This window comes from Nonomuraea sp. NPDC048882 (genome assembly GCF_040649755.1).
In the GTDB taxonomy this organism is placed as follows: domain Bacteria; phylum Actinomycetota; class Actinomycetes; order Streptosporangiales; family Streptosporangiaceae; genus Nonomuraea; species Nonomuraea maheshkhaliensis.
Genome location: NZ_JBEZGB010000001.1, coordinates 733,087 through 758,443 on the forward strand (window position 1 = coordinate 733,087; position 25,357 = coordinate 758,443).

At 71.7% G+C, this 25,357-nt stretch carries 24 protein-coding genes; 16 read left to right on the top strand and 8 right to left on the bottom strand.

Translation table 11 applies throughout. The features are described 5' to 3' along the window. Nucleotides 1-12: 12 nt before the first annotated feature. From AB0C27_RS03110 to AB0C27_RS03120, 3 genes are read left to right on the top strand one after another with little or no spacing between them, the layout of a single operon-like run. Nucleotides 13-990 (top strand): 2-dehydropantoate 2-reductase, encoded by a 978-nt coding sequence (locus tag AB0C27_RS03110; RefSeq protein WP_357836961.1) that lies wholly within the window; start codon nt 13-15, stop codon nt 988-990. Between the two features lie 38 nt (nt 991-1,028). Next, a complete protein-coding gene (locus AB0C27_RS03115; RefSeq protein WP_357836964.1) occupies nt 1,029-1,160 on the top strand; it encodes a hypothetical protein in 132 nt (43 codons plus the stop codon). Further along, complete coding sequence (locus tag AB0C27_RS03120) at nt 1,153-1,551, top strand: formate dehydrogenase accessory sulfurtransferase FdhD (RefSeq protein ID WP_357836967.1); 399 nt, start codon at nt 1,153-1,155, stop codon at nt 1,549-1,551. Before AB0C27_RS03115 ends, AB0C27_RS03120 begins: the two co-directional genes overlap by 8 nt. A gap of 148 nt (nt 1,552-1,699) precedes the next feature. On the opposite strand, the gene AB0C27_RS03125 is transcribed toward AB0C27_RS03120, so the two are convergent. Next, a complete protein-coding gene (locus tag AB0C27_RS03125; RefSeq protein ID WP_357836970.1) occupies nt 1,700-3,415 on the bottom strand; it encodes an ABC transporter ATP-binding protein in 1,716 nt (571 codons plus the stop codon). Further along, nucleotides 3,412-5,157, bottom strand: a complete 1,746-nt coding sequence (locus AB0C27_RS03130; RefSeq protein WP_357836973.1) for an ABC transporter ATP-binding protein — start codon at nt 5,155-5,157, stop codon at nt 3,412-3,414. The genes AB0C27_RS03125 and AB0C27_RS03130 overlap by 4 nt, the downstream gene beginning before the upstream one ends. A 135-nt stretch (nt 5,158-5,292) precedes the next feature. Between AB0C27_RS03130 and AB0C27_RS03135 the strand changes: the two genes are divergently transcribed. The 5 genes from AB0C27_RS03135 (at nt 5,293) to AB0C27_RS03155 (ending at nt 8,958) form a co-directional block, all read left to right on the top strand. Continuing rightward, nucleotides 5,293-5,856, top strand: coding sequence for a TetR/AcrR family transcriptional regulator (locus AB0C27_RS03135; RefSeq protein WP_357836977.1), 564 nt, complete (start codon nt 5,293-5,295; stop codon nt 5,854-5,856). 123 nt (nt 5,857-5,979) lie between these two features. Further along, the gene (locus tag AB0C27_RS03140; RefSeq protein ID WP_357836980.1) at nt 5,980-6,924 is read left to right on the top strand and encodes a metal ABC transporter substrate-binding protein; all 945 of its coding nucleotides are present in this window, start codon (nt 5,980-5,982) and stop codon (nt 6,922-6,924) included. Then, a complete protein-coding gene (locus AB0C27_RS03145) occupies nt 6,921-7,700 on the top strand; it encodes a metal ABC transporter ATP-binding protein (protein WP_357836983.1) in 780 nt (259 codons plus the stop codon). The genes AB0C27_RS03140 and AB0C27_RS03145 overlap by 4 nt, the downstream gene beginning before the upstream one ends. Further along, nucleotides 7,700-8,572 carry a metal ABC transporter permease gene (locus AB0C27_RS03150; RefSeq protein WP_357837995.1) on the top strand — a complete coding sequence of 291 codons (873 nt, stop codon included), beginning with the start codon at nt 7,700-7,702 and terminating at the stop codon, nt 8,570-8,572. Before AB0C27_RS03145 ends, AB0C27_RS03150 begins: the two co-directional genes overlap by 1 nt. Then, nucleotides 8,569-8,958, top strand: coding sequence for a transcriptional repressor (locus tag AB0C27_RS03155; RefSeq protein ID WP_357836986.1), 390 nt, complete (start codon nt 8,569-8,571; stop codon nt 8,956-8,958). The genes AB0C27_RS03150 and AB0C27_RS03155 overlap by 4 nt, the downstream gene beginning before the upstream one ends. Nucleotides 8,959-9,001: 43 nt before the next feature. On the opposite strand, the gene AB0C27_RS03160 is transcribed toward AB0C27_RS03155, so the two are convergent. Next, nucleotides 9,002-9,922, bottom strand: a complete 921-nt coding sequence (locus AB0C27_RS03160) for a DMT family transporter (RefSeq protein WP_357836989.1) — start codon at nt 9,920-9,922, stop codon at nt 9,002-9,004. A gap of 71 nt (nt 9,923-9,993) precedes the next feature. On the opposite strand from AB0C27_RS03160, the gene AB0C27_RS03165 reads away from it, so the two are divergent. After that, nucleotides 9,994-10,542 (top strand): CGNR zinc finger domain-containing protein, encoded by a 549-nt coding sequence (locus tag AB0C27_RS03165; protein ID WP_357836992.1) that lies wholly within the window; start codon nt 9,994-9,996, stop codon nt 10,540-10,542. Nucleotides 10,543-10,600: 58 nt separating this feature from the next. Here AB0C27_RS03165 and AB0C27_RS03170 read toward each other — a convergent pair whose 3' ends face one another. The 3 genes from AB0C27_RS03170 to recO all read right to left on the bottom strand — a co-directional run bounded on the left by AB0C27_RS03170 (nt 10,601) and on the right by recO (nt 13,981). Further along, nucleotides 10,601-12,223 carry a polyketide antibiotic transporter gene (locus AB0C27_RS03170; protein ID WP_357836995.1) on the bottom strand — a complete coding sequence of 541 codons (1,623 nt, stop codon included), beginning with the start codon at nt 12,221-12,223 and terminating at the stop codon, nt 10,601-10,603. 253 nt (nt 12,224-12,476) lie between these two features. Beyond that, nucleotides 12,477-13,304 carry an isoprenyl transferase gene (locus AB0C27_RS03175; protein ID WP_346106318.1) on the bottom strand — a complete coding sequence of 276 codons (828 nt, stop codon included), beginning with the start codon at nt 13,302-13,304 and terminating at the stop codon, nt 12,477-12,479. Continuing rightward, nucleotides 13,247-13,981, bottom strand: coding sequence for a DNA repair protein RecO (gene recO, locus AB0C27_RS03180; protein WP_357836999.1), 735 nt, complete (start codon nt 13,979-13,981; stop codon nt 13,247-13,249). Before recO ends, AB0C27_RS03175 begins: the two co-directional genes overlap by 58 nt. Nucleotides 13,982-14,131: 150 nt before the next feature. Between recO and AB0C27_RS03185 the strand changes: the two genes are divergently transcribed. The 5 genes from AB0C27_RS03185 to AB0C27_RS03205 all read left to right on the top strand — a co-directional run bounded on the left by AB0C27_RS03185 (nt 14,132) and on the right by AB0C27_RS03205 (nt 19,913). Continuing rightward, nucleotides 14,132-15,670 (top strand): CDP-alcohol phosphatidyltransferase family protein, encoded by a 1,539-nt coding sequence (locus tag AB0C27_RS03185; protein WP_357837002.1) that lies wholly within the window; start codon nt 14,132-14,134, stop codon nt 15,668-15,670. Further along, entirely contained in the window at nt 15,667-16,386 is a 720-nt protein-coding gene (locus AB0C27_RS03190; RefSeq protein ID WP_357837004.1) for a DUF5941 domain-containing protein, read from the top strand. The genes AB0C27_RS03185 and AB0C27_RS03190 overlap by 4 nt, the downstream gene beginning before the upstream one ends. Nucleotides 16,387-16,638: 252 nt before the next feature. Further along, entirely contained in the window at nt 16,639-17,556 is a 918-nt protein-coding gene (locus tag AB0C27_RS03195) for a hypothetical protein (RefSeq protein WP_357837007.1), read from the top strand. Nucleotides 17,557-17,642: 86 nt separating this feature from the next. Next, nucleotides 17,643-18,398 carry a hypothetical protein gene (locus AB0C27_RS03200; protein ID WP_357837009.1) on the top strand — a complete coding sequence of 252 codons (756 nt, stop codon included), beginning with the start codon at nt 17,643-17,645 and terminating at the stop codon, nt 18,396-18,398. A 168-nt stretch (nt 18,399-18,566) separates the two neighbouring features. Then, nucleotides 18,567-19,913 (top strand): glycoside hydrolase family 16 protein, encoded by a 1,347-nt coding sequence (locus AB0C27_RS03205; protein ID WP_357837012.1) that lies wholly within the window; start codon nt 18,567-18,569, stop codon nt 19,911-19,913. Nucleotides 19,914-19,987: 74 nt separating this feature from the next. Here AB0C27_RS03205 and AB0C27_RS03210 read toward each other — a convergent pair whose 3' ends face one another. Then, entirely contained in the window at nt 19,988-21,184 is a 1,197-nt protein-coding gene (locus AB0C27_RS03210) for a hypothetical protein (protein WP_357837015.1), read from the bottom strand. Nucleotides 21,185-21,276: 92 nt separating this feature from the next. Here AB0C27_RS03210 and AB0C27_RS03215 point away from each other — a divergent pair, with 92 nt between their 5' ends. Next, on the top strand, nt 21,277-22,233 hold the full coding sequence (locus AB0C27_RS03215; protein WP_357837018.1) for a 2-oxoglutarate and iron-dependent oxygenase domain-containing protein: 957 nt from the start codon (nt 21,277-21,279) through the stop codon (nt 22,231-22,233). A 28-nt stretch (nt 22,234-22,261) separates the two neighbouring features. Here the strand turns inward: AB0C27_RS03215 and AB0C27_RS03220 are convergent, their stop codons facing one another. Beyond that, nucleotides 22,262-24,634, bottom strand: coding sequence for a GH1 family beta-glucosidase (locus tag AB0C27_RS03220; RefSeq protein ID WP_357837021.1), 2,373 nt, complete (start codon nt 24,632-24,634; stop codon nt 22,262-22,264). 126 nt (nt 24,635-24,760) lie between these two features. Between AB0C27_RS03220 and AB0C27_RS03225 the strand changes: the two genes are divergently transcribed. Further along, on the top strand, nt 24,761-25,246 hold the full coding sequence (locus tag AB0C27_RS03225) for an Lrp/AsnC family transcriptional regulator (RefSeq protein WP_357837024.1): 486 nt from the start codon (nt 24,761-24,763) through the stop codon (nt 25,244-25,246). The last annotated feature ends 111 nt before the right edge of the window (nt 25,247-25,357 follow it).

Here is a 25,357-nt window from a genome sequence, read left to right on the forward strand (position 1 = left end):
ACGGAGCGCAGCATGAAGGTCGCTGTTCTTGGCGCCGGCGCCATCGGCGCTTACGTGGGCGCCGCCCTGCACAGGGCGGGAGTCGAGGTGCACCTCATCGCGAGAGGTCAGCACCTCGAAGCCATACGTAGCGCAGGTGTGCGGGTGCTCACCCCCAGGGGCGATTTCATCGCCCATCCCCATGCCACCGACGACCCCACCCAGGTCGGTCCGGTGGACCACGTCTTCCTGGGCCTCAAGGCGAACAGCTACGCCTCGGCCGGCCCCATGATCGAGCCGCTTCTGCACGAGACCACCAGCATCATCGCCGCGCAGAACGGCATCCCGTGGTGGTACTTCCACGGACTCAAGGGCCCGTACGAGGGCTACCGCATCGAGAGCGTCGACCCCGGCGGAGCGGTGACATCCGCCTTACCCCTCGACCGCGCGATCGGCTGCGTCGTCTACGCCGCCACCGAGATCGAGGAACCCGGCGTGATCCGTCACCTCGAAGGCACCCGCTTCTCCATCGGCGAGCCCAGCGGCGAGCCGACCGAGCGGTGCGCCGCCTTCAGCGAGGCCGCCATCGCGGGCGGACTGAAGTGCCCGGTCGAGCGTGATCTCCGCCGGGACGTCTGGATCAAACTCATGGGCAACATCGCCTTCAATCCGATCAGCGCCCTCGCCAGGGCGACGATGGCCGGAATCTGCCGTCATGACGGCACCAGGGAACTGGTCGTGGCCATGATGACGGAGACCGTGGAGGTGGCCAGGCGCGTGGGCTGCGATCCGGGGATCTCCATCGAACGCCGCCTTCGGGGGGCCGAGAAGGCGGGCGAGCACAAGACGTCCACACTCCAGGACCTGGAGAAGGGCAAACCGCTGGAGCTCGACGTGCTGCTGGCCGCGGTGGTCGAACTGGCCGACCTCACCGGGGCCGAGGTGCCGACGCTGCGCGCGATCCACGCGGTCAGCGACCTGCTCAACGAGAATGTTGTTCGTGCGGTCTGACTCGGTATACCGTAGCCCGTATACACTACGGAGCCATCGTGAGCCATGACCGCCTGACCCGTCCACCCGCCTCCGTACGCGTCGAGCCGCCCGCGACCTCGCCGCACGGCAACCCCGTCACGAAAGGCGACCACAACGACAAGGAGCACCTCGGGCACCGCCATGTCTGAGGCGGTACGCACAGTGGCCCGCCGGAGCGTTGCCGACGACCCCGTCGACCTGGCGCGGCCGACCGTCGCGAGCCCGCCGGACCGGCCCCGCGCCGCCCGGCGGGCCTCCGACCGGAACGGGGGCCTGCACACGGCCGGCCTGTTCCCGGCGGACGGCGAGCCACTGTGCGTATGCGAGCACGTCGGCCGGCACGACACCATCGATCAACTGCCTGACCGATCCGAAAGACGACCACTACAAGACACCACCCTGACGGTGCCGATCCGGGGCACCGCCCCGGCGGTCCCACCGCAGTGCACCGTCCACACAGGCGACCGGCGGCACCGCACCGGCCAGAACGTCACCCCGGGCACCGGCAACGGCTCTGCCGGCGCACGACCACCGGGGTGATGACGGGACGCCGCACGGCACACCTGGCCCCCAGTGTGGCCGTGCGGCGGGCCCTGTCTAACTTGCCGCCCGTCGGGCGGCGGAGGCTCGGTCGCCTCAATGCCGCCGCCTTGCGACGATCGAAAACCTCGCACTTCGTGCGTTGGCCCTACTCGGGGGCTGCGGGCGCCATGGAGATGGTCCAGAAGGCGGCATAGCGGCCGTCGCGGCTGAGCAGCTCCTCGTGGGTGCCTTCTTCCAGCACCCGGCCGTCGTCCAGGAAGGCGATGTGGTCGGCGTCGCGTACCGTACGCAGCCGGTGTGCGGCCATCACCACCGTCCGGCCCGCCATCAGCCGTTCGATGCCCTCGTGGACGGCCGCTTCGTTGACCGGGTCGAGGGCCGAGGTCACCTCGTCCAGCAGCACGATGGGGGCGTCCTTCAGCAGGGCGCGGGCGATGGAGACGCGCTGGCGTTCGCCGCCCGACAGCAGGGTGCCGCCCTCTCCGACTGCGGTGGACCAGCCGTCCGGCAGGCGTTCGATCACCTCGTCCAGGCGGGCCGCGGTCGCCGCCGCACGGACCTCGGCTTCTGTGGCGCCGGGGCGGCCGAGGCGGATGTTGTCCTCGATGGTGCCGTCGAAGAGGTAGACGTCCTGGAAGACGATGGCGATCCGGGACATGAGCGCCTGCGTGGCGATGTCGCGGACGTCCGTGCCGCCGATGCGGATCGCACCCGTGTCCACGTCGTGGAAGCGGGCCAGGAGCTGCAGCAAGGTGCTCTTGCCCGCACCCGAAGGGCCGACGACGGCCAGCCGCCGGCCTTCTGGGAGGGTCAGCGAGAGGCGGTCGATCACCGTGCGGTCGCCGTGGCGGAAGGTGACGGAGTCAAACTCCAGGTCGTGCCGGGCCGGTTCGACCGGCTCGCGGGGTTCGGGGAGCGGCGGGGTGCGCAGGAGCGTGTCGAGCTTGGTCAGCTCGGCGCGGGCGCCCCGGAGCTGGCCGCCGATGTCGCCGAGGGAGAGGAGGGGGTCGGCGCAGCGGGTGGCCAGGACCAGGATGGTGAGCACCTCGGCGGGGCCGATGGTGCCGCCCAGCGCCAGGTAGGTGCCCAGGACCAGCAGTGCGGTGAAGATCGCCTGCACGGTGAGTGACAGGCCGAGGATGCCGGGCAGCGCCGAGATCATGGAGCGGCGGGAGGCGCGCTGGAGCTCTCGCAGGGAGTCGTCGAGCAGGCCGAAGCGTTCGGTGGTGCGGCCGCCCGCCCGTAGCACCGGCTGGGCCTGCAGGTATTCGATGACCCGGCCGGCGGCCTGCTGGTCGCGGTGGTGGCGTTCGGTGTCGGCGGCGGCCGTGGCGCGTCCCGTCCAGAGCTGGATCCCCGTCACGACGGGGACGGCGAGCAGTGCGGCCAGCCCGAGCTGCCAGTTGAAGGCGAGCATCACCGCGACGATGGTGAGGGGGGTGACGGCGGCGGAGATGTAGGGCGACAGCACGTGTGCGAGCACGCTCATCGCCTGGAGCACGCCTCTGCTCGCCAGGAGCGAGACTTCGCCGACGCGGCCGGGGGCGTACCAGCCGATGGGCAGGCGGGCCAGGTGGTCGCCGAGCCGCCGGTACGTACCGCGCAGCAGAGTGGTTCCGACGCGGAAACCGGACAGGTCGCCGGCGTAGCGGAGCACGGCGTAGAGCGCGACCGCCGCGCCGAAGGCGATGAGCCAGGGGCGGGCGGCGGCGGTGTCGTCGCCGAGCAGGGCCCGCAGCACGGGGACCAGCAGGGCGTAGGACAGTCCTTCGGCGATCGCGGTGGCCGTCATCAGGGCCACGGTGCGGCGCACCGGTCGTGCGTACTGGTGTCCCAGGACGCGCAGGAGCATGCGGATCATCGGGGCTCGTCTCCTCGGTGGGATCGCCAGAACGCGGCGAACCTGCCGTCCTGGCTCAGCAGTTCCGCGGGGGTGCCGCGCTCGACGATCGCTCCGTCGTCCAGCATCACGACGGTGTCGGCGTCGGCGATCGTCTCCAGGCGGTGGGCGATGACCACGATGGTGCGATCGCCCTGCGATGTGGTCAGCGCCTGCCGTACCGCCTGCTCGGTCTGTGGATCGGCGAACGCGGTCGCCTCGTCCAGCACCAGCACGGGGGTGTCGGCGAGCAGCGCGCGGGCGATGGCGATCCGTTGCGCCTCACCGCGCGACAGCCCGGCCTCCTCGTCGAGCACCGTGTCGTAGCCGCGCGGCAGCCGCAGGATCCGGTCGTGGACATCGGCCAGTTTTGCGGCCCTGACCACCTGGTCGCGGCCGGCCCGCGGGACCGCGAGCGCGATGTTGTCGGCGACGGAGGCACGCAGGAGGCGGATGTCCTGGAAGACGAAGGAGATCGTCCGGTAGAGCTGCCCGCTGCCGAGCTCGCGCAGATCGACGCCGCCCAGGGTGATCGAGCCGTGGGTGGGGTCGAAGAACCGGGGCAGCAGCTGGACCAGGGTGGACTTGCCGCTGCCCGAGGGGCCCACGATCGCGGTGGTCGTGCCGGGTTCGAGCACCAGGTCGACGCCGCGCAGCACCGTGCGGCCGGCGTCGTAGCCGAAGCTCACGTCCCGCAGCTCCAGCCGGTGCCCGCGCGCCGCGGCCGGGCGGGCGGGCTCGGGCAGGGGCTCCACCGCCAGCACGTCCTTGATCCGGCCGACCGCGCGCCAGGCCGCCCGCATGTCGTCGAACCCGTGCCCCAGCGCCGCCACCGGAGCGGTCAGCCCCAGGCCGAGCAGCAGGAACGGCAGCAGGTCTGCCGGCGCCAGGCCGCCGCCGGCGATCAGGACGGTGCCGCCGGCCAGCACGACCAGCAGCACGAACGGCGGCGCCAGCGCCGTCTGCATCCCGGCGGCGATCGGCGCCAGCCCGCGCGCCCACCGCAGGAACGTGCCGGCGAACTCGTCCGTGGCCGTCAGGAACCTCCGGTGCGTACGCTCGGCCCCGCCGAACGCCTTGACCACCGCGATGCCCTGCACGAACTCCACGACCGAGTCGGCGATCCGCCCCATGGCCGCGTCGAACTCGCGCTGCTCCCGCTGCCGCGCCGGGGTCATCATCAACGGGACCAGCGCCACCGCCAGCAGCACCGGGATCAACGTGATCAGCGTGAGCCGCCAGTCCACCGTGAACAGGTAGACCAGCGACACCAGCGGCACCACGAACGCCGAGACCAGCTCGCCGGGCGTGTGCGCGATGAAGGGATGCACCGCGCTCACGTCCTCGCCCACCACCTTGGCCAGCTCGCCCGTCCCGCGCCGGGAGAACCACCCGATCGGGACGCGGCCCAGGTGTGCGGCCAGCCGCCGCCGGAAGGCCAGCTGAACCCGGCCGTCGAGCAGATGCCCGATCCCCGACGACGCGGCGGTGAACAGCAGCCGGACCAGCAGGCCGGCCACGCCGGCGAGCACCGCGGACCAGACGTGAGCGCGATCGAGCGGGCCGGGCGACAGCAGGGCGCGCCCCACCTCGGCCACCGCCAGGAGCGGCGCCAGGCCCGCCACGGCGCCGATCACCTGAAGGATCACCAGGGCGGCGAAACCGCCCGCGTGCGGACGGAGCAGCCCGGCCACGGTGCCGGAGTCCGGCCGGATGTCGCTCACCGGGACGCTCCCGGAGGAAGGCGGAGCACGTCCCCGCCGTGCCGCATCGTGGTGACGTCGTTCATAATCCTCTCCCCAAGTTTCGCTACCTCAGGTTTCGAAACCTACGGTAGCGCAACTTGGTATCGTGTGAGCGTGAGCACGACTTCGAGCACACCCACCCGGCCGCCCGGCCGCCCGCGCTCCGGCATCAACGACATGGTCTTCGCCGCGACGCTGAGCACGGTCCACGAGCTGGGCTACGCGCGGGCCACGGTGGAGCGCATCGCCGCCGCGGCCGGCATCGCGAAGACGACGATCTACCGTCGCTGGCCGACGAAGGGGGCGCTGATCGTGGACTGCCTGCTCGACGCGTTCGGCCCGGTGCCGATGGAGGGCGGCAGCCGGGCCGAGATCATGTCCTCGGCGGTCCGCTGGGCCGCGGGCAAGATCGCCGAGCCGGGGGTGGGCGACGCGTTCGCGGGCGTGTTCAGTGACGGTGTCAGCGATCCGGAGCTGCGCGAGATCCTCTCCTCGCGGCTGCAGGACCCCTACCGGCTCGCGCTCCAGGACGCGCTCGGCGAGCCGGAGCACCGGGTCCTGTTCTTCATCGACGTCGTCGTCGGGACCCTGCTCCACCGCATGGGCATGACCGGCGAGCCGATGGTCGACGACGACGTGGACGCGCTGGTGGAGCTGGTCCTGCCGTTCTTCCGCTGAGGACGCGAAGCCGGGCCGGAGCCCCCGGCGCCCCCGGAAGACAGCACCCCGCACGGCAGGATGGAGCGATCCAAACATTAAGGACTTTGACAACCGTTTTCATTTTGGCGCATACTGAGTTCCATGATGTCAGGATTTTCCCGGTTGCGTGCCGGCGGTCTGCTGGCCACGGCCGCGCTGTTCGCCACTGCTGCCTGCGGCGCCGGCGCCGCTGAGACCGCCCCCGACGGCAAGCCCGCGGTGGTCGCCGCCTTCTACCCCCTGCAGTGGCTGACCGAGCAGGTCGGGGGATCCGACGCGCAGGTGAGCGGGCTGACCCCGCCCGGTGTCGAGCCGCATGACGTGGAGCTGGGCATCCAGCAGGTCACCGAGCTCAAGAACGCCACCCTGGCCGTCTACGTCAAGGGCGTCCAGCCGGCCGTGGACGAGGCCGTCGAGCCTGACACGAGCTTCGACGCCGCCACCGCCGTGGCGACCATCCCAGTAGGTGAGCACGCCGGTGAGCACGCCGAGGAGGGTGCGGAGGAGGGTGCGGAGGAGCACGGTCACGAGGAGCTCCCGTACGACCCGCACCTCTGGCTCGACCCCTCCCGCCTGGCCACCGTCGCCACCAAGCTGGGCGAGCGCCTGGCCACGGCCGACCCCGCGCACGCGCAGGGCTACAAGGACCGCGCCGCGAAGACGGCCGCCGCTCTCACCACCCTCGACCAGGAGTTCACCAAGGGGCTCACCACGTGCACGACCAGGACGCTGGTCACCGCGCACGAGGCGTTCGGGTATCTGTCGGACCGTTACAAGCTCAAGCAGATCGGCATCACGCTCGACCCCGAGACCGAGCCCTCCCCCGCCCGCCTGTCCGAGGTCGCCAAGCTGGCCAAGGCCGAGGGCGTCACCACGATCTTCACCGAGGCCCTGGTCAGCCCGAAGGTGGCCGAGGTGCTGGCGAGCCAGGTCGGCGCCAAGACGGCCGTGCTCGACCCGCTGGAGAGCAAGCCCTCGGGCGATTACCTCTCCGCCATGCGCGATAACCTCAAAACCCTACAAACAGCACTGGGGTGTACAGCATGAACGAAACGGCCTTCGCGATGACCGACGGCCGGGTCTCCTTCGACGGCAAGCCCGTCCTGCGAGGAATCGACCTGACCGTCTGTCCCGGGGAGGTCGTCGCCCTGCTGGGCGCCAACGGCTCGGGCAAGTCCACGCTGGTGCGCACCCTGCTCGGCCTCACGCCGCTGACCGGCGGCAAGACCCTCGTGTACGGCACCCCGCCCGGCCGCTTCCGCGACTGGTGGCGCATCGGGTACGTGCCGCAGCGGCTCCAGGTCGGCGGCGGCGTGCCCGCGACCGTGCGCGAGGTCGTCGCCTCGGGCCGGATCGCCAGGCAGAGCCGGCTGCGCAGGACCAGCGCGGCCGACCGGGCGGCGGTGACCGGCGCGCTGGAGGCCGTCAGGCTGGCCGACCGGGCCGGCGACCCCGTCCAGTCGCTGTCCGGGGGGCAGCAGCAGCGGGTGCTCATCGCCCGCGCGCTGGCCGGCGAGCCGGACACGTACGTGATGGACGAGCCCACCGCGGGCGTGGACGCCGAGACCCAGCAGTTGCTCGCCGACACGCTGGCCGGGCTGGTGACCGGCGGCAAGACCGTGGTGCTCGTGGTGCACGAACTGGGCCCGCTGGAGCCGATCATCACCCGCGGCGTGGTGATCCGCGAGGGCCGCGTCGCCCACGACGGCCGCCCGCCGCGCCCCGAGGGCGAGTGCGCGCGACCGGGGCACGAGCACCAGCACCCGCACGCCGACGAGGCCGCGGCGGGCCCGCTCACCGGGTGGCAGGGGGAACCAAGGTGATCTTCGAACTTCTGCAGGAGCAGCTCTTCCAGCTCGCGCTGATCGCGGCGCTGCTGGTGGGGCTCTGCGCGCCCGCCGTGGGCACGTTCATCGTGCAGCGGCGCCTGGCGCTGCTCGGCGACGGCGTCGGGCACGTGGCGCTGACCGGCGTGGCGCTGGGCTTCCTGACCGGCACCGCGCCCGTGCTCACCGCCGTCCTCGTCTCCATCGCCGGCGCCGTGGCCATCGAGCTGGTCAGGGCACGCGGCAGGACCAGCGGTGACGTGGCGCTCGCGCTGCTGTTCTACGGGGGCATCGCGGGCGGCGTGATGCTCATGGCCGTCGCGCCCGGCGGCAGCAACGCCAAGCTCAACTCCTACCTGTTCGGCGCCATCGCCAGCGTCACCCCCCTGGACATCTGGATCGTCGCCGCGCTGGCCGTCACCGTGCTCGGGGTCGTCGCGATCTTCGGCAGGGAGCTGTTCGTGCTCTGCCAGGACGAGGAGATGGCCAAGGCCAGCGGCCTGCCGGTGCGCTTCCTGAGTCTGCTGATCGCGGTCACGGCCGCGCTCACCGTGGTCATCGCCATGCGGGTGGTCGGCCTGCTGCTCGTCAGCGCGCTGATGGTGATCCCGGTGGCGACGAGTCAGCAGCTCACGCGCGGATTCAGGACCACGATGGGGCTGGCCATGCTGTTCGGCGTGCTGGCCTCCGTGGGCGGTCTGCTCGCCTCCACCTACTCCCCCAAGGTTCCTCCTGGCGCCGCGATCGTTCTTCTTGCGCTCGCCGGCTTCGTCCTGGCCCTCGGTGTCGGTAAATTCGTACGCCGAGGCCGTACTCAGGAGTCAACTTTGAGCGAGCGACCAAAGCTGCGCGTGGAGGAGGTCGCATGACGACGAGGCGCGACGCTGTGCACGACACCCTGCGCGGGAGCTCCGGCTTCCGCAGCGCGCAGGACGTCTATGCCGAGATGCGCCTGCACGGGGCGAAGATCGGGCTGACCACCGTCTACCGCGCGCTGCAGGCGCTGGCCGACGGCGGCAAGGTCGACGTGCTGCGCACCGACGACGGCGAGTCCGTCTACCGGGCGTGCGCGACCGACGCCCATCACCATCACCTGGTGTGCCGCAAGTGCGGGCAGACGGTGGAGGTGGCCGGTCCTGCCGTGGAGCGCTGGGCGGAGATGGTGGGCAGCGAACACGGCTTCACCGAGATCACCCACACCGTCGAGGTCTTCGGCACCTGCTCGTCCTGCTCGACGCCGTCCAGGACCGCCTGAAGCCGGTCCCGTGGCGGCCGGCGGCGACGGCGGGCGCTTCCGCTCAGACGACCGGTGCGCGTTCCCCGGCCGCGGCCGGTTCCGCCGGCGGGGCCGGGGCGGGCTTGGCGCGGCGGGAGCCGTACAGGACGCCGAGCACGATGACCGCGCACCCGGTCAGCTGCACCGGCGACGGCCGCTCCCCCAGCGCCAGCGCGGAGATCGCCACCGTGGTCAAGGGCTGGATCAGCAGCAGCAGCGCGGTGAGCGCGGCGGGCTGGCGCGGCAGCGAGAACGTGATCAGCGACCAGCCGAGCACCTGCGGGCCGAGCGCGAGCAGCAGCAGCCACCCGTGACCCGGCCAGGTGGGCATCAGGTCGGCTCCGCCGAACAGCGGGCTGAGCGCGGCGATGGTGAGGGTGGCCACCACGGTCGCGTGCGCCAGCGGCCCCGCTCCCCGCTCGGACCCGCCCTTCATCAGCAGCAGGAACGCCGCGTACGACACCGACGTCGCCACCCCGGCGAGTACCCCCAGCACGGGATCGCTGCCGTACGCGGCGCTGTCGAACACCCCGGAGATCAGCACGACCCCGGCGAACACGACCGGCGTGCCGACCATCAGCCGCGACGACGGCCGCTCGCCGAAGACCGCCCACGCGGCGAACGCGACGATGAACACCTGCAGGTTGCCCAGCACGGTCGCCAGCCCCGCGCCCACGTAGTCGATCGCGTGATGCCAGAACAGCAGGTCGAGCGCGAACACCACGCCCGCGAGCCAGGCCGCCACCATGCCCCTGCGTGGCAGTGGCCCGAGCCTGCGCCGCTCCAGCCAGGCCAGCAGCAGCATGGGCGGCACGGCGTACGCGCACCGGAACAGGGCGGACGTGGCGGGCGACACCTCGGACAGCCGCACCAGAGGAGCGGAGGTGGAGATGATGAGCGCACCGGCCACCGCGATCAGCACGATACGGCGATGTGCACTCACAGAAACCCCTACAACTGCTGACAGGAGATACGCTGCGACCACGCTAGAACCCGGTGCGGACAGGAGTCAACATGACGTTTGGCCATGACATGGTGCATTCTCTGGCCACCGTTGTCGAGCTGGTCAACACCTCGCCGTCCACCGGCGGCGACGAGGGTCTGCCGGGTCTGCCGGAGCTCGCGGCGTTCATCGACGCCCGCGAGATCAGCGGCATCGGCGCGGTCACGGCCCGCGACCTGGGTCAGGTGCGGATGGTGCGCGAGGTCTTCCACCGCGTCTTCACCGCCGCCGACCAGCCTGCGGCCGTGCGCACCCTGAACGCGTTGCTGTCGGACACGCGGATCACGCCCCGGCTGGTCGAGCACGACGGGCATCCGCTGCACGTCCACTATCACGCGGCCGATTCGACGCTGGCGGAGCACCTGGCGGCCGACTGCGGGGTGGCGCTGGCCCATCTGCTGGTGGAGGGGGAGGTCGAGCGCCTGCGTACGTGCGCGGCCCCCGACTGCGACCGGGTGTTCGTGGACGAGTCGCGCAACCGGTCGCGGGTCTACTGCGACAGCCGCACGTGCGGCAACCGCATGCACGTGGCCGCCTACCGCGCCCGCCGCCGCGCCTGAACGACCCCGCCTCCATACGAGCCCGCCTGGGACGCGGTGCGACAGGCAGGGTTGCGGGTCAGCGGCCGAAGTCGCGGCGGCGCAGCGCGAGCAGCCCGGCCGACGCGAGCAGCGCCGTGACCGCGAGCAGGGCCGTGGTTGGCCCGGCGGCGAACGGCGGCCCCGTCATCGCGTTGCCGACGAAGTGGAACGGCTCCACGGGCAGCCCGCCCCACACCCCGTACAGGGGACCGGCGACCTGACCCAGAGCGGCGGTCAGGACCCACACGAGCCACGAGATCGCCACGCTCGCCCGGGGCAGCAGCCCGTACGCCAGCACGCAGAGCGCCCCCACGCACCAGGCCGCGGGCACGGTGCTCAGCGCCCCCGCCAGGAAAGCCGGCAGGTCGCTCGCCAGGTCCCCGACGAGCAGGGAGTAGACCGTGCCGAAGACGAGCCCGGCCACGGCCATGAGGCCCGCGGTGCCGAGCGCGGTCACGACGAGCTGGCCGGCCGCCCAGCGCAGCCGGGTCAGCGGCGTCGACTGCACATTCTCCGCCCGGCCCGAGAGCTCCTCCGCGCGCAGCCGCAGCGTCATGAGGACCGGGTAGAGGGCGACGGCGTAGGCGAGGATCAGGATCAGGTACCACGAGTACGCGCCCAGCGCCGCGGGGCCTGACGCGATGCCGAGGGTGCGCCGCAGGTTGTCGACCACGACGCTCGGCCGGGACAGCAGGTCGCGCGTCAGCGGGCTCAGCGCGCCGCCCGCCGCCGCGAAGACCGCGACGCCCGCCGCCCACTTCGCCAGCAGCCCCCTGTGCAGCCGCCAGGCCAGGCTGACCGGGCCGCGCAGCTCGGGGGCCGACTCCCGTCCCTGCCGCTCGGGGAGCAGGCCGGAGCCGAGGTCCCTGCGGCCGAGCAGCCGGTACGCGAGCCCGTACAGGATCGCGGCGGCCGCGATCGACACCCCGAGCAGCCACCACCGCTCCTCCTGGTACGGCCGCACCAGATGGCTCCAGCCCACCGGCGAGAGGTACGCCGTCCACGACGCCCCCGCCGCGTCGCCCGCGTAACGCAGCACGTAGGCGGCGGCGAGCGTGGCCAGGGCGGCGGCGGTGGCCATGCGGGCGCCGCCGGCGATCTGGGCGGCCACCGCCCCGACGCCGCCGAACACCCAGCCGGCCACGGTGATGGCGGCCCCGTAGGCGAGCGACCCGACGGGCTCCAGGCCGATCCCCGTCAGCACGGCGGCGGTCAGCGCCCCGCCGAGCAGACTCACCGCGCCCGAGACCAGCATCGCCGCGGTCAGGGGCGCGTACCTGCCGACCGAGCCCGCCAGGACCAGCTCACTCCTGCCCGCGTCCTCCTCCGCGCGGGTGTGCCGGATGACGGACATCAGGGCGGCGAAGGCGCTCGCCACGTAGAGGAAGCCGCCGCTGCGCCACGTGGCGAGCACCTCCAGCCGGGGCTCGACGGTGCCGCCGCCGAGGCCGCGCAGGAAGGCGTTGCGGCCGATCACCTCGACGTAGGTGGCCTTCAGCTCGGGGGTCGCCATGTTGGTCTGGATGTACTCGACCATCACCAGGGCCAGCGCCACAAGCGCCAGGATCCACCAGGGCGCGATGCCCCTCTCCCGGCGCAGCGCCAGGCGGACCAGGGCGGCGAGGCCGGGCGGCCGGGCGGTGCGCGATCCGTTCACCACGACCAGCTCCTATCCATGAGTGCAACTGACTGTTCGCTAGGATAGGACGCTATACCTGTGTATAGCCGCACGGCAATCCGGGGCCGGCGACACCTCAGGGAATCGGGGACCGCGCAAGGGAAAGGCCCGCACAGAGCGCGCGAATCACGGCGCCGGGCGGGCCAAGGGGCGGCGAGCTGGTCAGGCGGGCGTCACCTGCCAGGTGACGCCGTGGAGGGGTCAGGTGGTCCGGGGGTCCGCTGAGGACCGCGCGTCAGACCTGATTGGGGATCGCGCCGCCGTAACGCCGGTCGCGCTTGGCGTAGATCTCGCACGCCTCCCACAGGTCGCGCCGGTCGAAGTCGGGCCAGAGCCGGTCGAGGAAGACCATCTCGGCGTACGCCGACTGCCACAGCAGGAAGTTGGAGAAGCGCTGCTCGCCCGACGAGCGCAGGAACATGTCGACCGGAGGGATCTCCGGCTCGTCCAGGTAACGGGCGAACACCTTCTCGCTGACCTTGGACGGCTTGACCCGGCCGGCCGCGATGTCGGCCGCCAGCCGGACCGCCGCGTCGACGATCTCGGCCTGCCCGCCGTAATTGACACAGAACTGCAATGTGAGCTTACGGTTGGTGAGCGTCATCTGCTCGGCGGTCTGCAGCTCGGAGATGACGCTCTTCCACAGCCGCCCGGGCCGCCCGGCCCAGCGCACCCGCACGCCCATCGCGTTGAGCTCGTCGCGCCGCCGCCGGATGACGTCGCGGTTGAACCCCATCAGGAAGCGCACCTCGTCGGGCGAGCGCTTCCAGTTCTCGGTGGAGAACGCGTACGCGCTCAGATAGGGAATGCCCAGCTCCAGCGCGCCCTCGATGACGTCGAACAGCGAGGACTCACCCGCCTTGTGCCCCTCGGTGCGCGGCAGCCCGCGGGCCTTGGCCCAGCGCCCGTTGCCGTCCATGACGATGGCGACATGCTGGGGCACCAGCTCTTTCGGGATGGACGGCGGAGTCGCTCCCGACGGATGCGGAGTAGGCGGTCGTACGTTCACGCGGGCTCCCTTTCGACGTGTCGGAGAGAGCGTATTCCGTGTTCGAGGTGCCATTGCAGATAGGCGGCCACCAGGCCGCTGCACTCGCTGCGATGGCGCGGCTCCGAGGCGTCGGCGGCGGCCCAGTCGCCGCGCAGCAGCGCCGTCATGAGCCCGAGCGTCTCCCCGGCCGGCACGGCCGCGCCGGCCGGCTTGCACCCCCCGCACACCACGCCACCTGCGACGATGGCGAACGCCCTGATCGCCGGCGCCTGGCACTTGGCGCAGGCCTCCAGCGCGGGCGCGTAACCGGCCACGGCCAGGGAGCGCAGGAAGTAGGCGTCGAGGACCAGCCTGGCCTCGTGGCCCCGGTCGGCGAGCGTGCGCAGCCCGCCCACCAGCAGCAGGAACTGCCGCAGCGCCGGCTCCTTCTCCCCGTGCGTCAGCCGGTCGGCGGTCTCCAGCATCGCGCTGCCCGCGGTGTAGCGGGGATAGTCGGCGGCCAGCGCCTCGCCGTAGGGCCTGATCGTCTCGGCCTGGGTGACCACGTCGAGCGTGCGGCCGGTGTGGAACTGCACGTCGACATGGGTGAACGGCTCAAGCCTTGCCCCGAAGCGCGAGGTCGTGCGGCGCACGCCGCGCGCCACCGCCCGGACTTTTCCTGTGCGCTTGGCCAGGACGGTGATGATCCGGTCGGCCTCCCCGAGCTTCTGAGTGCGCAGGACCACGCCTTCGTCACGGTAGAGACTCACTCGGACATCTTACGGCCACCCCTATACCGGCGGACGGGACGTTACGGGCATGCTCTGTTGACGCGACTTTGCGTCACTCTCACTAGACTTTGACGCCTGTCCCCGCATCACCCGTTGTTCAACCCCCCGCTACCGCCTCGAAAGGGAGTCATGACCCGCGTGGTCCTGCTGGGTTCCTCGCCCGGCCCCGACATCTCTCCGACCGGCCTGAGGCTGGCCGCGCTGCCCGGCACCCCCACTGTTGCCGAGCGGCTTCACAGCCAGCTCACCTCGATGGATCCGCGCTTCGCCACGATCCAGTCAGGCGACGTGGCCACCGCCCTTCGTGCCCTGGCCGACGTTGCCGAGTCCGCAACGGAGAACCTGTTCATCATCCCGGAGAACTCGGTCGTCCACGACGAGCTGATCTACCAGATCACCAAGTCCAAGCGCGGTGCGCTGGCGCTCGTCGCGAAAGAACCACGGGTGGGGGTGACGGAGGAGCAAGAGGACAACGGGCAGGACGACAACAGTCCTGAAGACCGCATCCCGATCGACGAGGCCGACCCCGAGATCGGACTCAACCGCGTCGAGGGGCTGCCCGTACGCGTCCGCGTCGGCAAGTCGCGCGTGGTCTCGGTGGGCACCGCCAACCACGCCGTGACCAGGCCCAACGCGGTGATCCTCGGCCCGATGCACATCAGCGCGCGCAACGCGCCGACGCTGGCCGCCACCTGCCGCGAGCTGGCCGACATGGCCGACCGGTTCGGCGACGACGACGACCTGATGCAGCTCGTCGTGTTCGGCCTGGTGCGCAACGGCGTGTCGGTCGGCATCAGGGGCCGCCGCGACCTGTTCTACCGCCGGGTCACCACCCAGGAGGAGATCAACGAGGCCGGCGCCGAGATGGCCGGCATGGACGAAGACCGCGCCCGCCTCAACAACGCGGTCAAGGGCGCCGACGGCTTCTTCACCACCTACTTCGTCTCCACCTACTCGCGCTACATCGCCCGCTGGGCCGCCCGGCGCGGGCTGACGCCCAACCAGGTGACGCTCATCTCGATCATCCTCGGCGTCGCCGCGGCCGCCTGCTTCGCCACCGGCGACCGGCCCTGGATGATCGCGGGCGGCGCGCTGATCTACTTCGCCTTCGTGTTCGACTGCGTCGACGGGCAGGTGGCCCGCTACGCGCGCAAGTTCGGCGTGCTCGGGGCCTGGCTGGACGCCACGTTCGACCGGTTCAAGGAATACGTGGTCTTCGCCGGTCTGGCCGTCGGCTGGGTCGTCTCGGGCAACGGCGACGACATCTGGATCCTGGCGCTGGCCGCGCTCGGCCTGCAGTCCGTACGCCACCTGCTCGACTTCTCCTTCGGCATCGCCAACCGCCGGAACAAGACCCCCAACCCGCTGCCCACGACGCCGCTCGACGCCCCCGACGACCGCGAGCTGCGCCAGGCGCTCACCCGCCGCAAGGTCGAGCGGAGCCAGGGGCTCCGCGGCGTGCTGAAGATGTGGACGAAGGCGGGCAAGTACCGTGCGGTCCATTGGGCGCGTAAGATGATCGTCTTCCCCATCGGCGAGCGTTTCGCGGCCATCGCGATCACCGCCGCCCTCTTCGACGCCCGGATCACCTTCATCACCCTGGTGATCTGGGGCTCCGTCGCCGCCGCCTACACCCTCACCGGACGCCTCATGAGGTCGCTCGTATGATCACCCACCCGCAGGCCATGGCCACCCCCACGCCGGACCCCGACGAGGAGCGCCGCCGCCTCCAGACCGCCCGCCTCGTCGCCTACCGCGACGACGGGCCCCTCGCTCACGCGCTGTCCACCAAGATCGGCGGCGGCGTTCCCCCTGTTCCGGCCACGCTCGTGGCCCTGCTCGCCGTGGTCGGCATCACGGCCGCCGGGCTGCTCGACCGCGGGCCCATCCTGCTGCTGCCCGTCGCGATCGTGCTGCTGCTCGTGCTGCCCACGACGCCGCGCGACCACCTCGGCCGCTTCGACTGGCTCACGCCGCCGCTGCTGCGCGGCGCGGAGTTCCTCACCGTGATCGCGGTCGGCCTGGCCGCCGACGCGCCGAAGTGGCTGCTGTTCGTGCTGGTGTACGTGGTCGGCTACCACACCTACGACACCGTCTACCGCACGCGGCAGAGCATCTGGCCGCCCGCCTGGGTGTTCCGGGCGGGGCTCGGCTGGGAGCTGCGGCTGCTCATCATCGGCCTCGGCGCGGCGCTCGACGTGCTGACGCCGGTGCTGGCGGTGCTGACGGCGTACCTGTTCGTGCTGTTCGCGGTGGAGAGCGTGACGAGCTGGGTGCGCCTGGACAAGGCGTCCGCCCAGGCCGGCGCCGACGCCGAGCAGGACCTGGAGGCCTCTCCTGAAGACGCCCTTGAGCAGGCCACGGGCGAGGCGGAGAAGGGCTGACCCGCCGCTCATCCGCGTCGCGGCGCCGCGCACTCGTGCGGCGCCGGGCCCTTCGACCCGCGCCGCGGCGCCGCATCCTGGTGCGGCGCCGCGCGCTTTTGTCTTTCGGGCTTTGTCTTTCTGGCTTGGCTTTCTGGCTTGGCTTTCTGGCTTTGGCTTTCCGGCGCGCCATCGGGGGCACTGACTCCTTAGTCTGGGTTTCAGTGACACCTCGGACCGGGGTGCCGGTCCGGGCGGAGCCAGGAGACGCGGATGGCGTTCTTGTCGCGGCTGTTCAAGCGGGCCGATCCGCCGGCCGAGCGCGAGGAGGCGCACCGGCGGGGGATGCGCGACGCCCGCGAGCATCCCCTGAGCGAGTTCACCGATCCCGACTTCCAGCCCGCTTACGTCACGGAGATCCGGGCCCTGGCCCGCGAGGAGATCACGCGGGTGGACCGGCGGCTGGCCGCCACGCGTACGGCGCTGCTGGAGCGGGCGCTCGGAGAGCGGGAGACGATCCTGCGCGAGCTGGGCCGGGCCGACACCCGCCCGCCCGTGAACGGCCACGCGCCCCCGCCCTCCGGGAACGACCCGGCGCAGGCGGACCCGTTCATCTCGATCGCGGAGTCGAGGGCGCGGCGGGAGGAGGCGCGGCGGCGGATCCTGGTCGAGGAGTCGAACGCCGGCGTGCAGCGCTCCAGGGCCCGCATCGAGCACCTCACCCAGGAGTGGGAGAGCGCGCTGATCGAGCGCGACCACGAGGTGGAGGCGGTGCACGCCAGGGCCGAGCGGCTCATCGCCGCCTACAAGAGCGGCGTGCTGCGCGCTCATCCGCGCAGGGAGGAGATCCCGGCCCTGTGGAAGGGCGAGGTCGTCGCGATGGACGCCACCGGCGACCGGCCGGCGGCGGTGTCGGGGCGGGAGGAGATCAGGCGGATCCTGCGGGAGGTGGAGGCGCGGATCGAGGTGTGGCACGCGGAGGTGTTACCCCGTGAGCTTCCAGCGGGCCAGGACATCAGGTCCGCCCCAGAGCTCACCCGGCAGGAAGCACCGGAGCGCACGCCGGAGGACGCCCGGGAGTTCCCCTCGGCAGCCGCCTCGAACGGCGCCGCAGGCCTTGCCCCGGAGGACGCTCCGCGCCCCGGCTCGGAGGGCGGCTCGAAAGGCGGCGCTGCCGGGGGCGGTGCCTGATGGGTGGGGGCGGGAGAAGCGCATGTCGGCTGGTCGCGACGCGCGGGGCGCTGGGGCTCGGTGCCGCCGGGAAGGGCGCGCGTCGGGTGGTCGCGGCGTTCGGCGCGCTGGTGCTCGGTGCCGCCGGGAGAGGCGCGCGCCGGATGGTCGCGGCGTTCGGGGCGCTGGTGCTGGTCGGTGCCGGGCTGGCGGGGTGTGGCACCGAGGCGAAGGCCGTCTGCGGCGTAATCGTGGACTCCACCAGCTACGCCGACCCGGCCACCTCCAGGAACGACGTCACCTCCAAGCTCCCGCCGTTCACCGAGGGCTGCGACTGGATCGCCTTCGCCGCGGTCACCGGCAGCTCGGAGAGCAGCACGTGCCGGCAGGACCCGGTCGCCCTGGCCGCCACCAGGGCCGAGAACCCGAACGACAACCCCGTCGTCGAGGAGCGCGTCAGGGAGCACCGCGTCACCGAGGTGCTGCCGAGGGCGGTCAAGCTGTTCGACTGCCCGGCCGAGGGCGAGGGCTCCGACGTCCTGGGAGCGCTGCGGTACCTGGCCAAGCAGCTCGGCGCGCGCCGGCAGCCCGACAGCGCGCACCAGATCATCGTGTTCAGCGACCTGATCAACAACCGCGGCGACCTCGACATCAACCGGCTGGACCTGAGCGAAGCTGCGCGGCAGCGGAAGATCAAGGAACTGAGGGACGCGCGGCTGCTGCCCGACCTCAACGGGTACGCGGTGGTCGTCCACGGCTTCCTCCGGGAGAAGGCGTCGAACCCCGACCGCTTCCCGCTGCTCGAAGGCTTCTGGAGGGAGTCGTTCGAGGCGGCGGGAGCGGCCACGGTGGACCTGCTCTGACCCGCGCGGAGAGCGCTCTCTGACAGCTCGTTCGGCGCCTTGTGCGGATTGTTGACAGGAAGTCACGCCTGTGTTCACATCTGGTGAGAGCGCTCTCTCACCTCAGCCTCAGCACCCCCTGGAGCGATGATGACAACAGAACTCAGGTACAGACGCCGTCTGGCGGCTGTGGCCGTGGTGCTCGTGGCACTCAGCGGCCTGCTCGTCAAAGTGGCCGTGAGTGCCTCCGCCGCCGTCCCGCCCACTCCCTCGGGCTGGTCGCTGGTCTGGTCGGACGACTTCAACGGCTCGGCCAACACCCTCCCCTCGTCGTCCAACTGGATCATCGACACCGGGCACGCGTACCCAGGAGGACCCGCCAACTGGGGCACCGGCGAGATCCAGAACTACACCTCCAGCACCAGCAACCTGAGCCTCGACGGCTCGGGCAACCTGCGCATCACGCCCCTGCGCAGCTCCTCCGGCGAGTGGACCTCGGCGCGCATCGAGACCAGGCGGGCCGACTTCAAGCCCGCCGACGGGCGGATGCTGCGCATCGAGAGCCGGATCCAGATGCCGAACGTGACCGGCGACGCCGCCCTCGGCTACTGGCCGGCGTTCTGGGCGCTCGGGGCGCCGTACCGGGGGAACTACTGGAACTGGCCGGCCATCGGTGAGTTCGACATCATGGAGAACGTCAACGGGCTCAACTCCGTGTGGGCCGTGCTCCACTGCGGCGTCAACCCCGGCGGGCCGTGCAACGAGACCACCGGCCTGGGCGCCAGCCGCGCCTGCCCCGGCTCGACCTGCCAGTCGGCGTTCCACACCTACCGCTTCGAGTGGGACCGCAGCGTCAGCCCGAACCAGCTGCGCTGGTACGTGGACGGCCAGCAGTTCCACAGCGTGAACCAGGCCCAGTTCGACGCGACGACCTGGAGCAACATGACCGGGCACGCGGGCTACTTCCTGCTGCTCAACGTGGCCATGGGCGGCGCCTTCCCGAACGCGCTCGGCGGTCAGACGCCGACCGCGGCGACCGTGCCCGGGCGGCCGATGGTGGTCGACTACGTGGCGGTCTGGCAGAGCGGCACCACCACCGACCCGACCAACCCGCCCGGCGGGGTCGACGCCCGCTCGACCATCCAGGCGGAGGCGTTCCAGGCGCAGTCCGGCACCATCACCGAGGCGACCACCGACTCCGGCGGCGGCCAGAACATCGGCGCCATCACCAACGGCGACTGGCTGCGCTACGACGGGGTCAACTTCGGCTCGACGGCCGCCACGCAGTTCCGCGCCCGGGTCGCCTCAGGGGCGGGGGCCGGGGTGAGCGGGCTCGTGCAGGTACGCCTGGACAGCCCCACGGCCACGCCCATCGGTGACTTCGCGCTGGGGAACACGGGCGGGTGGCAGAGCTGGCGTACGGTGCCGGCGAACATCTCAGGGGTGACGGGGACGCACACCGTCTACCTGACCTTCTCCTCCGGCCAGCCGGCCGACTTCGTCAACGTCAACTGGTTCAGCTTCTCGACCTCCTGAGGGGACTCGGGCCTTCAGGAGCCCCGCCGAGCCCGGTCACCTTCCCGGGCTCGGCCCCCCCACATGAGGGGCGGTCAGGGGCGGGTGGTGCGGCGGTGGTGGACGATGCGTTCGGCCCAGCTGGCCGCCTCCGGATCCCTGAGCCCTTCCACGACGCCCCCGAGGTAGGCCGTACCCAGGCTGTCGAACCCGCTGTCCAGCTGCCGCACCCGCCCGGCCCGCCGCCGTTCCACGCCTTGCAGGTACTGCGCGATGCTCTCCGCGTACGAGGCGTCGCGCTGGTACGCGGCCTGCGCGGCGGCGCAGGCGCGGGACTCGGCGTCGCGCTTGGCGCGCAGCTCCCACAGGCGGCGGTCGTTCGGGTTGTGCATGCGCCGGCCCAGGTCGGCGGCGATGAGGGCGGTGGCGATCAGCAGCGCGAGGAGCAGGATCATGGTGGGCAGCTGCCCGACCCCGTCGGAGGTGGGACCGATCTCCTGGCCGTCCACCACCAGCGGCCTGACCAGGGCGTCGCGGCGCAGGACGGCCACGGCGGCGATCAGGCCGAGCCAGACGAGCGCCGCGCCGATCAGCAGCACGCGCCCCTTGACCGGGCTGCCGTGCTCCTGCCACGAGCGGAACGCCCGCCCGTACATGTGCGGCGCGACGAGCATGATCAGGGCGGCGCCCGCGGCCAGCAGCGCGGTCATGGCCACGCTGTCACCCCAGCTCAGGATGACCTGGTAGAGGATCGGGACCTCGACGATCAGCAGCAGGAGCAGCAGCAACGCGGCGGGCAGCCAGCGGCGCACGACGGGCCAGCGGCTGCCCGAGACGGCGATGGAGCTGGGCCGGCCGTCGCCGGGGCGCCTGCTGGGCTGCTCCAGCTCGGCGACCCGGCGCTGACTGTCCTCCAGGGCCTTCCTGGCCTCCCCGAACGCACGCTGCGACTCCGCCAGGCTGATCTTCTGGCCTTCGAACTCCGCCCGCGCCCGCTGGATCTCCTGCTCCGTGCGCTCCTCGATCCTGGCCAGCTCCTCCAGCCGCTCGTCCTCCAGCTCGTGGAAGCGGGGCACGCTGCCGGTCTGCAGGGTGAGCGTGTCGATCTGGCCGTCGGCGGCGTGCGCGCGCCCCAGCTCGCGCTCCTCGCGCCGGCGCGCCGCCCAGTCGGGCAGGTGGTAGAGGTCGCCGTCGTAGGCCACGGCGGGCGCCCGGCGGACGACCTCGCCGTCCTCGACGCTCTCCGTACGGTCGCGGCTGAGGCGGGAACGGTTGCGGCGTAACAGGCGCATCGGGCCTCCCCGGCGGGGTTCTCCCTTCGATGCTAAGTCGCGCATCCGGCACGGCCATGGCTACCCGGGCGATTTGGGGAACAATGGTGCGGGTGAGCGCATTGCCGGTGATCGACGTGTCACCCCTCCTCGCCGCCGGAGCCGGATCCGAGTCTGAAGCGCGGAGACGGCGGGTCGCGGAGGAGATCGGGGCGGCCTGCCGGGAGAACGGCTTCTTCTACGTCTCAGGTCACGGCGTGCCGGCCGAGCTCATCGACCGGCTCGACGCGGCCGCCAGGCGCTTCTTCGCCCTTCCTGAAGAGGTCAAGGACGAGATCCGGATGGAACGGGGCGGACGGGCCTGGCGCGGCTTCTTCCCGGTCGGCGGCGAGCTGACCTCCGGCCGCCCCGACCTGAAGGAGGGCGTCTACTTCGGGGCCGAGGAGCCGGCGGGCACGCTGCCGCTGCACGGCCCCAACCTGTTCCCCGAGCGGGTCCCCGAGTTGCGGGAGGCGGTGCTTGGGTATCTGCGCCGGATGACGGGGCTCGGGCAGGCGGTCATGAGCGGGATCGCGCTGAGCCTGGGTCTGGAGGAGGACTACTTCCGTACGGGATACACCGCCGACCCGACCATCCTTTTCCGGATATTTCACTATCCGCCGAGCCCGCCTGACGACGACGGCTGGGGCGTGGGCGAGCACACCGACTACGGCCTGCTCACCCTGCTCCTCCAGGACGCCAACGGCGGCCTCCAGGTCCGTACGCGGGCCGGATGGATCGACGCGCCCCCGGTGCCGGGCACGTTCGTGTGCAACATCGGCGACATGCTCGACAAGCTCACCGCCGGCCACTACCGCTCCACTCCCCACCGCGTACGCAACCGCAGCGGCAACGAGCGCCTCAGCTTCCCGTTCTTCTTCGACCCCGGCTGGGACAGCGAGGTCCCGCCCCTCCCCTACGCCCCGGGGCGCCGGTGGGACGGCCAGGTGGACTTCACCGGCACGTACGGCGAGTACCTGCTGTCCAAGGTCGCCAAGGTCTTCCCCCGTCTCTTCGAGCAGCAGCTCTGAGCGGCCCTGAGCGGCCCTGAGCGGCTCTCTAAGCCGACTCGCGCACGACCAGCCGGGCCGGCAGCACGACGGAGGTGGTGTGCCGTCCCTCCAGGCGCGACAGCAGCAGCCGGGCCAGCGCGAGCGCCTGGTCGGCGACCGGGACGCGGACGGTGGTCAGCGCCGGGGTGGTGGCCGAGGCGGCGTCCACGTCGTCGAAGCCGACGACCGCGAGGTCCTCGGGCACCCGCCGGCCGGCCTCCCGCGCCGCCGTGAGCGCCCCGATGGCGAGCTGGTCGGTGGCGGCGAAGACGGCGTCCAGTGACGGGTCGTCTTCGAGGAGACGGCGGGTGGCCGCCGCGCCCGCCGCGCGGGTGAGGTCGTCGGCCACGGCCAGGTGCGGGCTCAGGCCCGCCCGCCGCAGCGCCGTACGGTGGCCGGCCAGCCGGTCCTGGACGGCGACCAGGTCCATGGGACCGCAGATCATGCCGATGCGCCGCCGGCCGAGCGCGACGAGGTGGTCGGTGGCGGCTCCCGCGCCGCCCGCGTTGTCCACGTCCACGTACGGGACCAGCGACGCGATGGGCGGCTTGCCCAGCAGGACGACCGGCACCTCGGTGCGCGAGAGCCGCTCGGCCAGCGTGTCGCCCCGGTCGGGCGGCAGCAGCACGACCCCGTCCGCCAGCCCGCTCTCGACGTGCGCGACGATGCGGCGATGGCTCTCGGCCGTGTCGGCGAGCATGAGCGTGATCTGCTTGCCCGCGCCCTCCAGCAGGCTCGTGACGTACTGGACGACGGACTGGACGACGGCGGCCGTCAGCGCGTCGCCGCCCTGGCGGGGCACGGACAGCACGAGGGCGACGGCGTTGGTGCGGCGGGTGACGAGGCTGCGGGCGGCGGCGTTGGGCACGTAGCCGATCTCCCTGACGGCCCGCATCACCGCGGCCCTGACCGAGGAGCTGACCGACGACTCCCCGTTGACGACGCGCGAGACCGTGGCCCGCGACACTCCGGCGCGGGCGGCCACCGTCTCCAGGGTCGGGCGTTTCGGCCGGGTCTCGGTCAGGCCGTTGCGGCGGATGACGTCGCGGTACCACAGCGCGCTGTCCTTCGGCCGGCGTTTCTGGGTGGCGAAGTCGACGTGCACGAGGCCGAACTTGCGCTGGTATCCGTCGGCCCATTCGAGATTGTCGAGCAGGGTCCAGACGAGATATCCGCGCACCTTCGCGCCGTTCTCGACGGCGCCGCGCAGGGCCCGCAGATGTTCCTCGACGAAGTTGATCCGGTCGACGTCGTGAATGCCGTCGCCGGTCACCACGTCCACGAAATCGGCGCCGTTCTCGGTGACCATCAGGTCGAGGCCGGGATAGTCGCAGGAAAGGCGGTCGAGGAGCAGCGCGAGGCAGTTGGGCACGATCGGCCAGCCCATCGCGGTGACGGCCGTGGGAATGGTGCAGAAGAGAATTCCCTCGCTGCCGGGAAAGGCAGGGTCGGCGGGCTCGCTCGGCTGGGCCTGGACGACCAGCGGGGTGTAGTAGTTGACGCCGAGCAGGTCGAGCGGCTGGGCGATGACGTCGAGGTCGCCGTCGCGCACATGATCGAGGCCGCCGTGGCGCTCGGCGATGGCCAGCAGTTCGGCGGGGTAGGCGCCGCGCAGCATCGGCTCCAGGAACTGCCGGTTGGCCAGGGCGTCGATCCGCGCGACGGCCTCGGCGTCCTCGTCCGACAACGTCCTGCCGAAGTCGCTGACCTGGGCCGGCGTCATCACCGGCGAGATGTTGAGCACGGCGCCGACCTCGGCGGCTCCGCCGTCGCGCAGGGCGCGCGCGCCCAGGCCGTGCGCGAGCAGCATGTGGTGTGCGGCGCGGAAGGCGTCGGCGGCCGACGCGCGGCCCGGGGCGTGCACGCCGGAGCCGTAGCCGAGGAAGGACGCCACCCACGGCTCGTTCAGCGTGAACCAGGTGCCGACCCGGTCGCCGATCCGCTCGTGCACGGCGGCGGCGTAGTCGGCGAACCGGTGGGCCGTGTCCCGCGCGGGCCAGCCGCCCAGATCCTCCAGCCACTGCGGCAGGTCCCAGTGATAAAGGGTGGCGTACGGCGTGATGCCCGCGCCGGTCAGCTCGTCGGCCAATCTGTCGTAGAAATCGAGCCCGGCCTGGTTGACCTTTCCCGACTCGTCGGGAAAGACGCGCGTCCAGCTCACCGAGAACCGGTAGGCGGCCATGCCCAGCTCTTTCATCAGCCGCACGTCTTCCGGATAACGGTGGTAATGGTCGCACGCCTCGGCCCGGTCGGCGGTGAAGGTGTCCCAGATCGACGGGGAACGGCCGTCGGCGGCCGTCGCCCCCTCGATCTGGAAGGCCGAGGTCGATACTCCCCACACGAAATTCGGGGGAAAGCTGGCGATATTCGTGCTATTCATGCTGCGAATAACCTTCCGGTGACAAGTCGAAGGGGCGGCGCTCGACGGGGGTCGCGGCCGGGCCCCGCCCAGTGTCCCGCGTGCCGCTCGTCGCGCGCCAGCCTGGCCAGGCGGTATACAGAGCGCGTGGAACTGGACCGGCTCGATCGTGACATCATCGCGGCGCTCGTGGACGACGCCCGCCAGACCTACGCCGAGATCGGCCACCGGGTCGGGCTGAGCGCTTCGGCGGTCAAGCGGCGGGTGGACCGGCTGCGCGAGCTCGGGGCGATCACCGGGTTCAGCGCGCGGGTGGCGCCGCAGGCGCTCGGCTGGACGACCGAGGCGTACGTGGAGCTGTTCTGCCAGGGCAAGACGAAGCCGTCGGACATCGCGCTGGCCGTGGCCAGGTTCCCCGAAGTGGTGGGCGCTGCCACGATCACCGGCGAGGCGGACGCGCTGCTGCACATCAGGGCGACGGACGTGCGCCACGTCGAGCGGGTGATCGAGCGCATCGCGGCCGAGGCGTTCGTGGTGCGGACCAAGAGCGCCATCGTGCTGTCGCGCCTGGTGGACGCAACTCACAACCCCTCTGTGCCCGAGGTGCGCAACGAATCCCCCTCAACCGGGTGAAAGACGCAACCGATCGGCGGCAAGACGCAATGTCAACCCCTTGGCTTGCCCAATCGGGAATTCCTAGGCTTGCTCCGTCCCCCTGAAGAGGGGTTTTCCCTGGTTACGACA